General features: G+C 67.5%; 13 protein-coding genes and 1 pseudogene. 7 read left to right on the top strand and 7 right to left on the bottom strand.

Features of this window, described 5'->3' with window-relative positions; translation table 11 throughout:
* Nucleotides 1-21 precede the first annotated feature (21 nt).
* On the top strand, nucleotides 22-492 hold the full coding sequence (locus AC3A3Q_RS17340) for an RDD family protein (RefSeq protein WP_487587414.1): 471 nt from the start codon (nucleotides 22-24) through the stop codon (nucleotides 490-492).
* 69 nt (nucleotides 493-561) lie between these two features.
* Here the strand turns inward: AC3A3Q_RS17340 and lptG are convergent, their stop codons facing one another.
* Both lptG and lptF read right to left on the bottom strand, forming a co-directional pair.
* A complete protein-coding gene (gene lptG / locus AC3A3Q_RS17335; RefSeq protein ID WP_487587413.1) occupies nucleotides 562-1,662 on the bottom strand; it encodes an LPS export ABC transporter permease LptG in 1,101 nt (366 codons plus the stop codon).
* 10 nt (nucleotides 1,663-1,672) lie between these two features.
* Entirely contained in the window at nucleotides 1,673-2,779 is a 1,107-nt protein-coding gene (gene lptF / locus AC3A3Q_RS17330; protein ID WP_487587412.1) for an LPS export ABC transporter permease LptF, read from the bottom strand.
* Nucleotides 2,780-2,992: 213 nt separating this feature from the next.
* On the opposite strand from lptF, the gene AC3A3Q_RS17325 reads away from it, so the two are divergent.
* The 3 genes from AC3A3Q_RS17325 (at nucleotide 2,993) to AC3A3Q_RS17315 (ending at nucleotide 7,863) form a co-directional block, all read left to right on the top strand.
* Entirely contained in the window at nucleotides 2,993-4,468 is a 1,476-nt protein-coding gene (locus tag AC3A3Q_RS17325) for a leucyl aminopeptidase (protein ID WP_487587411.1), read from the top strand.
* A 131-nt stretch (nucleotides 4,469-4,599) separates the two neighbouring features.
* A complete protein-coding gene (locus tag AC3A3Q_RS17320) occupies nucleotides 4,600-5,022 on the top strand; it encodes a DNA polymerase III subunit chi (RefSeq protein WP_487587410.1) in 423 nt (140 codons plus the stop codon).
* 33 nt (nucleotides 5,023-5,055) lie between these two features.
* Entirely contained in the window at nucleotides 5,056-7,863 is a 2,808-nt protein-coding gene (locus tag AC3A3Q_RS17315; RefSeq protein ID WP_487587409.1) for a valine--tRNA ligase, read from the top strand.
* A 67-nt stretch (nucleotides 7,864-7,930) separates the two neighbouring features.
* On the opposite strand, the gene AC3A3Q_RS17310 is transcribed toward AC3A3Q_RS17315, so the two are convergent.
* From AC3A3Q_RS17310 to pssA, 4 genes are all read right to left on the bottom strand, one after another.
* Complete coding sequence (locus tag AC3A3Q_RS17310) at nucleotides 7,931-8,473, bottom strand: hypothetical protein (protein WP_487587408.1); 543 nt, start codon at nucleotides 8,471-8,473, stop codon at nucleotides 7,931-7,933.
* A 108-nt stretch (nucleotides 8,474-8,581) separates the two neighbouring features.
* Nucleotides 8,582-9,019 (bottom strand): ribosomal protein S18-alanine N-acetyltransferase, encoded by a 438-nt coding sequence (gene rimI / locus AC3A3Q_RS17305; RefSeq protein WP_487587450.1) that lies wholly within the window; start codon nucleotides 9,017-9,019, stop codon nucleotides 8,582-8,584.
* Nucleotides 9,020-9,072: 53 nt separating this feature from the next.
* Nucleotides 9,073-9,474 carry an alanine acetyltransferase gene (locus AC3A3Q_RS17300; protein ID WP_487587407.1) on the bottom strand — a complete coding sequence of 134 codons (402 nt, stop codon included), beginning with the start codon at nucleotides 9,472-9,474 and terminating at the stop codon, nucleotides 9,073-9,075.
* Nucleotides 9,471-10,247 carry a CDP-diacylglycerol--serine O-phosphatidyltransferase gene (gene pssA / locus AC3A3Q_RS17295; RefSeq protein WP_487587406.1) on the bottom strand — a complete coding sequence of 259 codons (777 nt, stop codon included), beginning with the start codon at nucleotides 10,245-10,247 and terminating at the stop codon, nucleotides 9,471-9,473. Before pssA ends, AC3A3Q_RS17300 begins: the two co-directional genes overlap by 4 nt.
* Before the next feature lie 82 nt (nucleotides 10,248-10,329).
* Here pssA and AC3A3Q_RS17290 point away from each other — a divergent pair, with 82 nt between their 5' ends.
* The 3 genes and pseudogenes from AC3A3Q_RS17290 to AC3A3Q_RS17280 form a co-directional block, all read left to right on the top strand.
* Nucleotides 10,330-10,740 carry a DUF4124 domain-containing protein gene (locus AC3A3Q_RS17290; protein ID WP_487587405.1) on the top strand — a complete coding sequence of 137 codons (411 nt, stop codon included), beginning with the start codon at nucleotides 10,330-10,332 and terminating at the stop codon, nucleotides 10,738-10,740.
* Nucleotides 10,741-10,822: 82 nt separating this feature from the next.
* Nucleotides 10,823-12,535 (top strand): proline--tRNA ligase, encoded by a 1,713-nt coding sequence (locus tag AC3A3Q_RS17285; protein ID WP_487587404.1) that lies wholly within the window; start codon nucleotides 10,823-10,825, stop codon nucleotides 12,533-12,535.
* Nucleotides 12,536-12,826: 291 nt separating this feature from the next.
* A pseudogene (locus AC3A3Q_RS17280) lies at nucleotides 12,827-13,189 on the top strand (H-NS histone family protein); the annotation flags it as partial.
* A gap of 116 nt (nucleotides 13,190-13,305) precedes the next feature.
* Here the strand turns inward: AC3A3Q_RS17280 and AC3A3Q_RS17275 are convergent.
* Nucleotides 13,306-14,556 carry a threonine/serine exporter family protein gene (locus AC3A3Q_RS17275; protein ID WP_487587403.1) on the bottom strand — a complete coding sequence of 417 codons (1,251 nt, stop codon included), beginning with the start codon at nucleotides 14,554-14,556 and terminating at the stop codon, nucleotides 13,306-13,308.
* Nucleotides 14,557-14,612: the final 56 nt, after the last annotated feature.

Here is a 14,612-nt window from a genome sequence, read left to right as displayed (position 1 = left end):
CGCAGCGGCTATCCTGATGCGATGGCATCGACCTCGCCCACACCCCGCTCCACCGCACTGATCGGCTGGCGCCTGCTCGCACTGCTCTACGACCTGTGGCCGGTGGTTGCGCTTTGGATGCTGGCCTCGGCGGTCTTCACCTTCGCCTACACCTTCAGCGGCCATGACAGCCACGAGAACATCCCGCCCTTCAGCCTGCTGCAGTGGCTGCTGTGGCTGGTGTGCTGGCTGATCGGCGCCTTCTATGCGGTGCTGAGCTGGCGACGCGGCGGACAGACCCTTGGCATGCGCCCGTGGCGTCTGCAGGTGATCGGCGCCGATGGCACCGCACCGGCATGGCGCGCACTGCTGATGCGTTACGCCGTCGGCACGCTCTCGCTGCTGCTGGCCGGCCTGGGATTCTGGTGGGCCTGGTTCGACCGCGACCGGCTGACGTGGCACGACCGCGCAAGCGGAACACGCATGGTGCGGCTGCCGAAGCGTCCGAAGTAAGGCGAGAAGCAACGTCCATGGATCCCCGCCTTCGCGGGGATGACGGTGACCCGGGATGCCGGGCCAGCGCTAGCCGCTGCGCTTCTTGAACAGGAACGCCGACACGCCCAGCATGATCAACGTCGGCAGCAGATAAGCGATGCGGTAGTCGAACTTGTACACCGTCGCCAGCTTCACGAACTGCGTCTGCAGCAACCAGAAGCCCAGCGCGAAGACGATGCCGATGAACAGACGCTTGCCCATGCCGCCACTGCGCAGCGTGCCGAATGCGAACGGCACCGCCGCCAGGCACAACGCCAGCACGTTGATCGAATAGAACCACCGCCCCCAGTAGTGCTCCTCGAACTCGGACGCATCCAGGCCATTGCGCTGGCGGTACTGGATGGCGGTGCGCAGGTCCATGGCCGACAGGTAGCGCGGCCGCTCCGTGCCTGCAGACAACGCGGCCGAGTCGAGCTGCGAATCCCAGCGCTCTTGCGGCACCTGCTCGCGACGCACCGAACGGTCATTGAAATACGTTCGCGTCACATCTCGCAGCAACCAGCCACCGGGACGGTGCTCGGCCGTCCGCACGAAGGCCAGCGACTTCAGGCGGCCATCGTCGGCGAACTGGTACAGGGTGACATCGCGAAGTTCGAGCCAGCGGTCACCGTTGAGTTCGCGCTCCTGCCCGCCCTGGGCATTGAGGATCGTCTCGCCCTCACGCGCCCATAGACCGCTGTACTGCGCGACCACCGCGTTGCCGGACTTCGCCGAGGACTTGAGGGCATCGGCGCGCTGCTGCGTCCACGGCGACAGGCTCTCGCCGCTCAGCACCATCAGCGCGGTGAGGATCGCCAGCGCACCGGCGACGGCCAGGCCGAGGCGGCGACGCGACAGGCCCACGGCACGCAACGCGGTCAGTTCGGAGGTTGCCGCCAGTTGCCCCAGCGCCATCAGCGAGCCGATCACGGCCGCATAAGGAAACAGGTAGTACATGCGCCGCGGCACGCTCAGGCCGATGTACGCGAAGGCTTCGACCAGGCCGTACTTGCCCTTGCCGATGTCGCCGAACTCGCTCACCAGGGCCAGCATCACGTCGAGGCCGCCCAGCACCGCCCAGGTCAGCAGCACCGTGGCGAGCACGGTCTTGCCTACATATATGTCGTGGATCTTGGGGAGCAATCTCATGCCTTCAGCCTCATGACCTCAGCCTCGCCGTCGCGAACGCCTGCCGTGGCCCTGACAGTCGGCCGTCACTGAAGTACATCCAGCAGGCCACGGCCATGACCGGCAGCACCAGCCACCACAGGCCCAGCCAGATCGCGATCTTGCCGCTTTCCAGCCAGCCCAGGCCGGCGGTCATCAGGTTCTGGCCGATCAGGTAGGCCAGGAAGCCGACCAGGATCCGGCCATAGCGCGCCTGCCGCGGCATGCTGCGCGCGAGCGGCACTGCCATCAGGGCGAACGCCAGCGCCAGCAGCGGTGGCGCCAGGCGGTAGTGCAGCTGGGCCCTGGCCTCGCGCCGGTCGTCGCCAAGCAGGGCCAGCGTCGTCTGCATTTCAGGCGCATCGGGGTCGAATTTGAGCTCGTTGGCCGGCAACAGGATCTGGTTGCTGGCGTAGCGAAGCAGACGGAAATCCTTGGCGCCGGCCCGCTCGCCTTCGATCTGGAAGCCGCCGGACAGGGTCAGGTAGCGGTTGCCGGCCCCGTCGACCGTCAGCTCGCCGGTATTGGACGTGGTCACGTCGATGCGCCCCTCGCCGGCATCGCGGTACACGAACACGCGCTGCAGCTGGCTGCCATCCTTGGACATGTTGGCCACGTAGACGACGCCGCGGCCGTTGGGGATGCCGACGAAGGCACCTGGCTCCAGCCCGGCCATCAGCAGGTTGCGGTTGGCGTCGTTGATCATCTGCTTGGACAGGCGGTCCGCCCAGGGTCCCAGCCACAGCGAGCAGGCCGCCACGACCAGCACCAGCGGCCCGACCACCAGCATCAGCGGCTTGAGCATGCGCCTGGGACCGACGCCAATGGAGGAGATGACGGGCATTTCCGAGTCCCGGTACAGCCGCCCGACCCCCATCATCAGGCCCAGCATCAGCGCCAGGGGCAGGATCAGCGGCAGCCACTTGATCAGCACAAGGCCCAGCTGGGCCAGCATCAGGCCGGCCGGAACCCGGCCCCGGGCGATGTCCTGGAGCACGTCGGTGAAGGCGCCACCGACCATCACGATCAGCAATACCACCAGGGTGGCGAAGATCGCCTGGGCGAATTCGCTCAGCAGGTAACGGTCAAGCTTGGGCATCGATTTAGGCTTCGGGGCGGCTTGATCTGGGAAGTTGATCTAAAATCGAGGAATTCGTCCGAGGGCGTGAGGTGGCTGCGCGATGCGCGGCCGGGGACATTGCATCCCCCTCACAGCCTCTCGATTGTACGGAGTTTGGTTGGACGTCTGCCCACTGTTTCTGACAGACGTGCCTGGCCAGCTCTTTTTTGGACTGCTCTGGGAATCTGTTGGATGGCCCTCGAATTCGACCTGAACCGCGACGCGCCTGCCGCCGCCCTCACTGATTGCATCGTCGTCGGCGCCTTTGCCGACAACACTCTCACGCCCGCCGGCAAGGCCCTGGACGAGGCCAGCGGCGGTCGCCTGGCGGCCCTGCTCGAGCGCGGCGACGCCAGCGGCAAGACCGGCAAGACCGCCGTGCTCTACGACGTTCCGGGTGTCACAGCGCCGCGCGTGCTGGTCATCGGCCTGGGCGATGCCGGCAAGTTCGGCGTGCCGCAGTACCTCAAGGCGGTCGGCGATGCCGCGCGCACGCTGCGCAACGGCCCGGTCAGCAACGCCTTGTTCACCCTGTCGGAAGTGCCGGTTGCTGGCCGCGATACCGCCTGGGCGATCCGCCAGGCCGCCATCGCCGCCGACCATGCCTGCTACCGCTACACCGCCACGCTCGGCACCAGCAAGAAGAAGGAAGAGCCGGGCCTGCGCAAGCTGAGCATCCACGGTGACGACGCCGTTGCCCTGGCCCATGGCCAGGCAATCGCCGCCGGCGTGCAGTTCTCGCGCGAGCTGGGCAACCTGCCGCCGAACGTCTGCAACCCGGCTTACCTCGCCCAGCAGGCACAGGAATTCGCCGGCCGCTTCGACACCACCTCGTGCGAAGTGCTCGACGTCGCGCAGATGACCGAACTGGGCATGGGCTCGCTGCTCGCGGTCGGCCGCGGCTCGGCCAATCCGCCCAAGCTCATCGTCCTCAAGTACAGCAACGGCGGCGACGCCAAGCCTTACGTGCTGGTCGGCAAGGGCATCACCTTCGACACCGGCGGCATCAACCTCAAGACCCAGGGCGGCATCGAGGAGATGAAGTACGACATGTGCGGTGGCGCCACCGTCATGGGTACCTTCGTCGCCGCCGTCGGCATGCAGTTGCCGGTCAACCTCGTCGTCATCGTGCCGGCCGTGGAGAACATGCCCGACGCCGATGCCTACCGCCCGTCCGACGTGCTGACCAGCATGTCCGGCAAGACCATCGAGGTCGGCAACACCGACGCCGAAGGCCGCCTGATCCTGTGTGACGCGCTGACCTATGCGCAGCGTTTCGAGCCGCAGGCACTGGTCGACGTCGCCACGCTCACCGGCGCCTGCATGGTCGCCCTGGGCAAGTTCGCCTCGGGCCTGATGAGCAAGCACGACGACCTCGCCGCCGAACTCCTCGATGCCGGCGAGAACGTCTTCGACCGCGCCTGGCGCCTGCCGCTGTGGGACGAGTACCAGACGCTGCTGGAGTCCAGCTTCGCCGACGTCTACAACATCGGCGGCCGCTGGGCCGGCGCGATCACCGCCGGCTGCTTCCTCGGCCGCTTCGCCGAAGGCCAGCGCTGGGCGCACCTGGACATCGCCGGCAGCGCGTCGGACGAAGGCAAGCGCGGCATGGCCACCGGTCGCCCGGTCGGCCTGCTGAGCCAGTGGCTGCTGGATCGGGCTGCGTAACAACGACAGCGGGAATCGGGAATGATGAAGCGGAAATCGGGAACGAAGCCTTGCTGGGGTCCGGACGCACCGGCCACCTCGACCGATCGTTCCCCATTCCCTGCTCCCCATTCCCGCTCTTGAAGACCCCCATGCCCCGTGCTGACTTTTACCTGATCCAGAAAGAGCGATTCCGCGAGGAACCGCTGCTGCTGGTATGCGAGCTCGCGCGCAAGGCGCACGATGCCAACCTGTGGACGCTGGTGCTGGTGCGCGACGAAGAACAGGCGCAACGCCTGGACGAGTTGCTGTGGGAGTTCGACGAGAACGCCTACATCCCGCACCAGATCGCCGGCGACGACGAGGACGAACTTGCGCCGGTGCTGATCGCCACGCCCGATTCGGACACGCCGTTGCGACCGGTGGTGATCAACCTGCGCGACGCGCCGGTGGCGGGCAGCTTCGAGCGCGTGCTTGAAGTGGTGCCGGCCGACGACTCGGCACGCGGCCCGCTGCGCGAGCGCTGGAAGCAGTACCAGGCGCGCGGGCTGGATCTGAAAAAGCACGACATGTAACGCAACGAAAAAAGAGAAAAAAGCAAAACCCCCATGACCGACACCCTCGCCTCCAGCTACGACCCCAAGCAGTTCGAAACCCGCCTGTACGAAGCGTGGGAGCGCAGCGGTGTATTCAAGCCCAGCGGCAAGGGCGAGCCCTATACCATCCTGCTGCCGCCGCCGAACGTCACCGGCACGCTGCACATGGGACATGCGTTCCAGCACACGCTGCAGGATGCGCTGATCCGCTACCACCGCATGCGTGGCTACGACACGCTGTGGCAGATGGGCACCGACCACGCCGGCATCGCCACCGAGATGGTGGTCGCGCGCAACCTCGGTCGCGATGGCCTGACCCGCGACGACCTTGGCCGCGACGGCTTCATCGAGAAGGTGTGGGAGTGGAAGCAGCACTCCGGCGACACGATCGAGCGGCAGATGCGCCGCCTGGGCACCTCCGGTGACTGGTCGCGCAGCGTCTTCACGATGGACCCGATGGCCGCGCAGGCGGTGATCGAAGCGTTCGTGCGCCTGCACGAGGAAGGCCTGATCTACCGCGGCCAGCGCCTGGTCAACTGGGACCCGGTGCTGAAGACGGCGATCTCCGACCTGGAAGTGGTCAACGAAGAAGAAGACGGCTTCCTGTGGTCGATCAGCTACCCGCTGAGCGACGGCAGCGGTGAGCTGACCGTGGCGACCACGCGTCCGGAAACCATGCTCGGCGACGTCGCGGTGATGGTGCATCCGCTCGACGAGCGCTACACCCACCTGATCGGCAAGACCGTCACGCTGCCGCTGAGCGATCGCGAGATCCCGATCATCGCCGACGACTATGTCGACCGCGAGTTCGGCACCGGCGTGGTCAAGGTCACGCCTGCGCACGACTTCAACGACTACGCCGTCGGCCAGCGCCACGGCCTGCCGCTGATCAACATCTTCACCCACGTCGCGGCGGTCAACGGCAACGCGCCGGAGAAGTACCGTGGCCTGGACCGTTACGAAGCGCGCAAGGTCGTGCTGGCCGATCTTGAAGCCGCCGGCCGCCTGGTCGAGACCAAGCCGCACAAGCTGCAGGTGCCGCGCGGCGACCGCACCGGCCAGGTGATCGAGCCGTACCTGACCGACCAGTGGTTCGTGAAGATGGACACGCTTGCCGCGCGCGGCCTCGAGCTGGTGGAGCAAGGCGACGTCAAGCTCGTTCCGTCGAACTGGATCAGCACCTACCGCCACTGGATGGAGAACATCCAGGACTGGTGCATCAGCCGCCAGCTGTGGTGGGGCCACCGCATCCCGGCGTGGTACGACGACGACGGCAACATCTTCGTCGGCCGCAACGAGGAGGAAGTGCGCGCGCGCCATTCGCTCGACCACACCGTCAAGCTGTCGCAGGACAGCGACGTGCTCGAGACCTGGTTCTCCTCGCAGTTGTGGCCATTCAGCACGATGGGCTGGCCCGAGGAACAGGCGATGGCCGACCGCGGCTTCGACCGCTACGTGCCGTCGAGCGTGCTGGTCACCGGATTCGACATCATCTTCTTCTGGGTCGCGCGCATGATCATGGCGACCGACCATTTCACCGGTCGCGTGCCGTTCAAGGACGTCTACATCACCGGCCTTGTCCGCGACAAGGACGGCCAGAAGATGTCGAAGTCGAAGGGCAACATCCTCGACCCGCTCGACCTCATCGACGGCATCTCGCTCGACGACCTGCTGGCCAAGCGCACCGCCGGCCTGATGCAGCCGAAGATGGCCGAGAAGATCGAGAAGGCCACGCGCAAGGAATTCCCCGAAGGCATCCCGGCGTTCGGCGCCGACGCACTGCGTTTCACCATCGCCGCCCTCGCCACCCACGGCCGCGACATCCGCTTCGACCTCGGCCGCGCCGAGGGCTACAAGAACTTCTGCAACAAGCTGTGGAACGCCACGCGCTTCGTGCTGATGAACACCGAAGGTTTTGAGCCCTCCCCTTCAAGGGAAGGGTTGGTCGGGGATGGGTTTGCGCCGCAGCCGAAAACCGACCCGGAGCGCTGGATCCTTTCGCGCCTGACCAAGGTCGCCGCAGAGGCCGAGACGCACTTCGCCAGCTACCGCTTCGACCTGCTCGCACAGGCGCTGTACGAGTTCGCCTGGAACGAGTTCTGCGACTGGTTCGTCGAGCTGGCCAAGCCGGCGCTGCAGGGCGATGACGCTGCCGCGGCGGAAAGCACGCGCCACACGCTGTTGTTCGTGCTCGAGCGCCTGCTGTCGCTGCTGCACCCGCTGGTGCCGTTCGTGAGCGAGGAACTGTGGCAGCAGGTCGCGCCGAAGCTCGGCCTGGCCGACACCACCATCATGCTGCGCCCGTACCCGCAGGCATCGGACTTCGCCGCGCAGGACTACACCGCCGCCGAGGCCGACGTCGAATGGCTCAAGTCGATGGTCAGCGCGCTGCGCAGGATCCGCAGCGAGCTCAATGTCGCGCCGTCGAAGACGATCCCGTTGCTGCTGGCCGGCTGCACCGCGGACGATCGCGACCGCGTCGGCCGCTTCGACTCGCAGCTGCGTTTCCTGACCCGTCTGGAATCCATCGTCATCCTCGATGACGCCGCGGCCGCGCCCGCCGCGGCCACCGCACTGGTCGGCGAACTCAAGCTGCTGGTGCCGCTGGAAGGCCTGGTCGACCTGGGTGCCGAGCGCACGCGCCTGGACAAGGAGATCAAGCGCGTCGAAGGCGAGATCGGCAAGTGCCACAACAAGCTGGCCAGCGAGACCTTCGTTGCCAATGCACCGCCGGCCGTGGTCGAGCAGGAGCGCAAGCGCCTGGCCGACTGGAACCTGCAACGCGAGGCACTGGCGTCACAGCGCGCCAAGCTGGGCTGATCGCCCGGCAGGCGGATTTCAGTCACGTTGGTTGGGATCCCGGCGGCGCACGCCGCCGGGACGACTGTCAGTCCTTGGCAAACACGTCGCGCGCATAAGCGTTGACCGGCTTGCCGTTGCGCGAGCGGTCTTCCAGGTCGGCCACCGACACCGGCTCGAGCGGGCACTGTGCCAGCGCCTCCGGCGACAAATGGATTGCGGCACCGCGCAACTTCACGAACACCGGCTTGCGGCTCTTCCTGCCGTTGTGGGTGAAGTACACGCCCTGATGCCAGCGCAGCACGACCGCATTGGCGCCCTTGTCGCGGGCGGCCTTGGCGAGCCTGGCCATGGCGAGGCCGTACTCGACGGTGGGCACGTTCGGATCCTGGGTGATCTCGCTGACACGCTCGCCAGCGGTGACCTCCACCGAGCCGAGCTTGTCGTGCTCGCAGCCCGGCGATTCCAGGACCACCGGCACGTACCGCTCACCCGGATCCGTGGTGACCGGCACCCCTTCCAGGGTGGTTATCTCACCGGCCTGCAGCTCAGCGGCCCGCAGCTCAGCGGCATGAATTGGCACGACCAGCGCCAGTGCAACCAGCAACGACCCGTACGACAGCACGCGCATGCCCCGCTCCTTGTGGTGAGTTGCCGTGTCCCCGGGCGACCCGACCGCTGCGGGAGCCCCTCCCTGTTCGCGAGCATGCCAGTCCTGCGCATGCGCGCCTAGCCAGGGTCACTGCTCCGGCGGCAGAAGCTCGATCGCCATCACCAGTGCGTCCTCGCGGCCATCGCGCGCCGGGTAGTAGCGCGGCCGGCGACCGATCTCGTTGAAGCCTTCGGAATGGTAGAGCGCAATCGCCCCGGCATTGGAGGGCCGCACTTCCAGGAACACGCGCTCGGCGCCGCGGCCGCGTGCGACGTGCATCATCGCCCGCAGCAGGTGGCGGCCGTGGCCTCGCCCCTGGCGCGCCGGGTCGATGCAGATGTTGAGCACGTGCGCCTCGCCGGCGGCGATGCTCATCAGGAAGTAGCCAACGACCTCACCGCCCTGCTGCAGCAACCAGGCCGGGTAGTCGGCGCGCAGGCAGTCGCGGAAGATGCCGACTGTCCACGGAAATTCGTAGGCGCGGATCTCGACCGCGTGCACCGCGTCGAGGTCGTCCTCGCGCATGGGTCGCAGCGTGCCGGCGGGCGACGCCTGGCCGGTATCGACGGCCAGCGCGCTCACTCCGGGTTACTCCGTCGGCCACCCCGTCGACGCAGGGCCCGCAGGTGGGGCCACAGCGCGCGCTTGGCCGCGGCATTGCCGCGCAGCGATGCGAGGTCGGTGATCAGTGCTGCCACGTCGGCATCATTGCTGTCGCGTCCGGCCGCGCGCAGCACGGCCAGCAGCAAGCGATCGGCGCGCGCCGGTTCGCGCGGCGCCGGTGCCGCCTGCCGCGCCAGTGGTGCGGACTCGCCCTTCAGCAGCGCAGCCGCTTCACGGCGCGCATCGGCCGGAGCGTCCTGCACACTGGCCACGGCCTGCGATCCGGACTCGATCGACTGCGCGCCGCCCAGCGCCCACACCTGGTGGCCCATGGCCTGCAGCCATTCCCGCTGCTGCGGGCTCCACAGTGCGCTCATGTGCCCGCCTCGGCCGGCGCCGGCCGGCGCAGCTTGCGCCAGGCCGCATAGCCCGGACCCGACAATGCGTACAGGCCGCCGATCACCAGCAGCACCCGCGGCGGATCGATGGCGATGGCAACCAGGACCGCCAGCACTACCACGATCGCCAGGAACGGCACACGGTCGTGGCGCGGACCGCCGCCCTTGAAGCTGAAATAGCGCAGGCGGCTGACCATCAGCAGGCCGGCGACCACGGTCACCGCCAGCGCGGCGTACCTCAATTGCTCGCCGCTGTAGCCCATGTCGTCACAGGTCCAGACGAAGCTGGCAACCAGCCCGGCCGCCGCCGGACTGGCCAGGCCGATGAACCAGCGCTTGTCGACCTGGCCCACCTGGGAATTGAAGCGCGCCAGTCGCAGCGCCGCGCAGGCGGCATACAGGAAGGCCGCGACCCAGCCGATCTTGCCGGGGATGGGCCCGTCGAGCCGGGTCGCCGAGAGCGCCCAGTGGTACATCACCAGCGCCGGGGCCAGGCCGAAGCTGACCAGATCGGCCAGCGAGTCGTACTGCACCCCGAACTCGCTCTGGGTATTGGTTAGGCGCGCCACCCGGCCGTCGAGGCCGTCGAGGATGCCGGCCACGAAGACGGCGATGCAGGCGTCGTCGAACCGGCCCTGGGTGGCGGCGATGATCGCGTAGAAGCCGGCAAACAGGCCGCCGGTGGTGAAAAGGTTCGGCAGCAGGTAGATGCCGCGACCGCGGGGCCGCGGGGTTTGTTGCAATTCGTCCATGTTTGGAAGTGTAGCGCTTGCCTGCGCCCCGGCGCGGTGATGCAATCGGACCTTCTTCCGCTCCCAACCGCCTGGAGCCACCATGTCCCGCCAGTCCTTCCGTCTGCTGCCCGGCCTCGTTGCCGGCCTGTGCCTGGTCGTCGCACTGCCCGCCAGTGCGGCCAAGGTGTACCAGTGGAAGGACGCCCAGGGCGTCACCCACTACGCCGACGCGCCACCGGCGGGCCAGGAGTACAAGAACCGCGGCCAGCATGAGGACACCGGCAAGCCGGCGGCCACCGCGGCCGCAAAACCGGTGGTCAATTCCAACTGCAGCAACGCCCGCAGCAACCTGGCCATTCTCCAGGGCAACCAGCCGGTCGCCGTGGACGAGGACAAGGACGGCAAGCCCGATCGCGGCCTCAACGACAGCGAGCGCGCCAACCGCACCCAGTTGGCCGAGGCGCAGATCAAGACCTATTGCGAAGGTGGTGCCGTCACCAGCGGCGGCTGACGAGCCCCTGCGCTGCTGCCATGCCCGGCACTGGTCCGGCGCATGGCAAAATGGCCGCTTCCCTACGTCCGAAGCCGAGCCGATGCGCCTGTCGCAGTTCCACCTCCACACCAGCAAGGAAACGCCCGCCGAGGCCGAGATCGTCAGCCACAAGCTGATGCTCAAGGCCGGCATGATCCGCAAGCTGGCCGCTGGCCTGTACACGTGGTCGCCGCTGGGCCTGCGCGTGCTGCGCAAGGTCGAGCGCGCCGTGCGCGAGGAAATGAACGCTGCCGGCGCGATCGAAGTCCTCATGCCGTCGGTGCAGCCAAAAGAGCTGTGGGAAGAAACCGGACGCTGGGAGAAGTTCGGTGGCCAGCTGCTGAAGATCCAGGACCGCAAGGAAGCCTGGTACTGCTACGGCCCCACGCACGAGGAGGTCATCACCGACTTCGCGCGCCAGGAGCTGTCGAGCTACAAGCAGCTGCCGGTCAACTTCTACCAGATCCAGACCAAGTTCCGTGACGAGATCCGCCCGCGTTTCGGCATCATGCGCGCGCGCGAATTCCTGATGAAGGACGCCTACTCCTTCCACCTCAGCGACGAGGACCTGGGGGTCGAGTACAAGAACATGTACGACACCTACGGCCGCATCTTCACCCGCCTGGGCCTGAAGTTCCGCGCCGTCTCGGCCGATTCCGGCGCCATCGGCGGCGCGGTCTCGCACGAGTTCCATGTGCTGGCCGATTCCGGCGAGGACGCGCTCGCGTTCCACAGCGGCTCGGACTATGCCGCCAACGTCGAACTCGCCGCGGCCGCCGAACCCGCTGCGCGCGTCGCCGCAGGCGAAGCGATGCGCAAGGTCGACACGCCGACGCAGAAGACCTGCGAGGACGTTGCCGCGCTGATGGGCATCGCGCTGCAGCGCACGGTCAAGTCGGTGGCGATCATCGGCGCCGATGCCGAAGGCAACGCCCAGTTCGTGCTGGCGCTGGTGCGCGGCGACCACGTGGTCAACGAAATCAAGCTGTCGAAGCTGGCCGGTCTGGGCGAGTACCGTCTGGCCACGGAAGCCGAGATCGTCGCCCACCTGGGCAGCGAACCGGGTTTCCTCGGACCGGTCGCGCCGCGCAAGGCCATCCGCGTGATCGCCGATCGCAGCGTCGCCGCCATGGCGGACTTCGTCGTCGGCGCCAACGAGGCCGGCTATCACCTGGCGGGCGTCAACTGGGGCCGCGACCTGGCCGAGCCGGACGTGGTTGCCGATATCCGCAACGTGGTCGAGGGCGACATCGCCCCGGATGGCGAGGGCACCATTGGCCTGGCCCGCGGCATCGAGGTCGGCCATGTGTTCCAGCTCGGTCGCAAGTACGCCGAAGCGATGAAGCTGACCGTGCTCGACGCCAACGGCAAGGCGGCCATCCCGGCGATGGGCTGCTACGGCATCGGCGTATCGCGGATCGTGGCGGCCGCCATCGAGCAGAACAACGACGACAACGGCATCATCTGGCCCGAGGCGATGGCGCCGTGGCAGGCGGTGGTGTGCGTGATCAACCCCAAGGGCGACGCGACCGTCGCGCAGGCCGCCCAGGACCTCTACGCCGAACTCAATGCCGCCGGCATCGAGACCGCGCTCGACGACCGTGGCCTGCGCCCGGGCGCGATGTTCGCCGACATGGAACTGATCGGCATCCCGCACCGGATCGTCGTGTCCGAGCGCGGCCTTGCCTCGGGCACGTTCGAGTACCGCCACCGTCGCGCCAGCGAGGCGGAGAATCTCGACCGCGCCGCACTGCTGGCCAGACTCGGCAAGTAAATCGACTCGTCCGGCGCGGTCAGCACGACCGCGCCGGATAATCCTTGATATTCGCCTGATTTACTTGGCGGGCACCGCGGGATTATCATCCTGCGCTGCCTGAACGGTTCTGGCTGCCTCGACTTTACTGGCACCGCCGTCTCAAACCACGTGTTTTCCGCTACGTCCCCCGCGGCCCTGCCGCTGCCGGCCCCTGCTCCCGGTCACTGCTTGCGGTAATCGGCCCGGCAACCCAACGGATCCATTCAAGCCTGACATTCCGCCCGTAATCCCACCCTTACCGGAGGTTTCATGTCGATCGATATCACCTCGCTGTCGGCGAAAGAACTCGACGCCCTGATCAACCAGGCCAAAAAGCGCAAGACCACGCTGAACAAGCGCAAGCCGATTGCCACGGTCCGCAACAAACTCACCCAGCTGGCCAAGGCCGAGGGTTACAGCATCGCCGAGCTGTTTGGCGGCGGTGCCCCGGCCCGCAGCGCCAAACCGGCGAGCAAGGCCGCCCCGAAGAAGGCACGCAAGGCGATGGGCAAGGTCGCGCCCAAATACCGCAATCCGGCCGACCCCGGTGAAACCTGGACCGGTCGCGGCAAGCAGCCGCGCTGGCTGGCCGCGCATACCGCGGCCGGGCGCAGGCTCGAAGAGTTTCTGATCAAGTAAACCGGAGATTACCCGCCCCGTTGCCGGGTTGAATCCGGCCGGGCAGGAGCGAGCTTGCTCGCGAATGAGCGTGCCTGCTCGCGAGCAAGCTCGCTCCTACCGCCTGTCCTTTACAGATTGCGTCGCGCCGGCAGCAGCAGGTTGCCGAACAGCAGGCCGGCGACCAGGGCCAGCAGGATATTCAGCACGGCCAGCAACGCGGCCTGGCCGGCATCGACGTCCTGCTGCTGGATCAGGGTAAGGAAGCCGCGCAGGCTGGCGCTGCCGGGCACCAGCATGATGATGCCGGGCACGCGCAGGATGGCGCCGGGCCGGTTCCACCAGCGCGCGTAGGCATTGCCGGCGGAAGTCAGCACGAGTGCCGCGAGGAAGATGCCGGCCGGGCTGCCGAAGGCCTGCCCGCCGAATCTGGAAATCAGGTAACCGCTGGCTGCGGCTGCCATCACCTTCGGGTAGTCGCGACGATTGGCGCGGAACAGCACCGCGAAAGCAAAGGACGCCAGCGCCAGCGCCGCCCACTCCACCCACTCCGGCTGCGGCCGTGACGCCCGCACCTGCGCATCGAGTCCGATCATCTCGGCCAGGTACAACGCGATCACGGTGCCGATGGCGAGCTTGAGCACGGTCGTCAACGCACCGGCGAAGCGGGCCGTGCCCGACACCAGGTGCTGGCTGGTCAGCTCGTTGACCGCGTTGGTCAGCGCCATGCCGGGCAGCAGCACGATCAGCGAGGCGATGATGACCGTGTTCTGGTTCAACGGCGCCACGTACGCGGCGACCAGCAGGGTCACGCTCGCGGCGAACATCGCGGCGACCGCTTCGAGTGGTTCCTTGAAACGCGGCTGCGCTTCGGACACCTGCACGAACAAGCCGATCAGCAGGCCGTTGGCGCCGGCCACGCAGATGTCCAGCCATGGCAGGCGCAGCACACCGGCGATCGCGGTCGCCGCCAGGCAGTAGCCAAGCACCTGCATCGCTCGCGAGCGCCAGGTCGGCGGGCGGTCGAGCGCGCTCATCTGCGCGTGCGCCTCGGCCAGGCCGAGGCGACCGGCGACGACGTCTTCGGCGATGCGGTCGGTTTCGGCCAGCCGGTACAGATCATTCTCACCCGGAGGCAGGCGGATCACGCGCGTGGTGTCGCTGTCGCCCGGCGGCCGCTGCGGGTCGCTGAAGGTCAGGATCATGCCGGTCGGATTCGACCAGGGTTCGCACTCCAGCCGCAGCTGCTGCGCGACCGCGCTGATCGCACCCTCGAGCCTTTGCGCGGTGGTGCCATAGGCATGCAGTCGCTCGGCCAGCTCGATCACGAAATTGATCCGGGCGGCGTAGCTGGCAGCGCTGAGGGGAGACGGATTCGACATGGCGCGAAGGATGGCATGCGAGGGCCGGATGCGGGAGCACCCACGTGCGGGGATGG

The organism is Lysobacter sp. Soil_C_59 (assembly GCF_057656415.1).
Note: the sequence above shows the minus strand (reverse complement) of the source record. Positions and strands in the feature narration are given on the sequence as shown.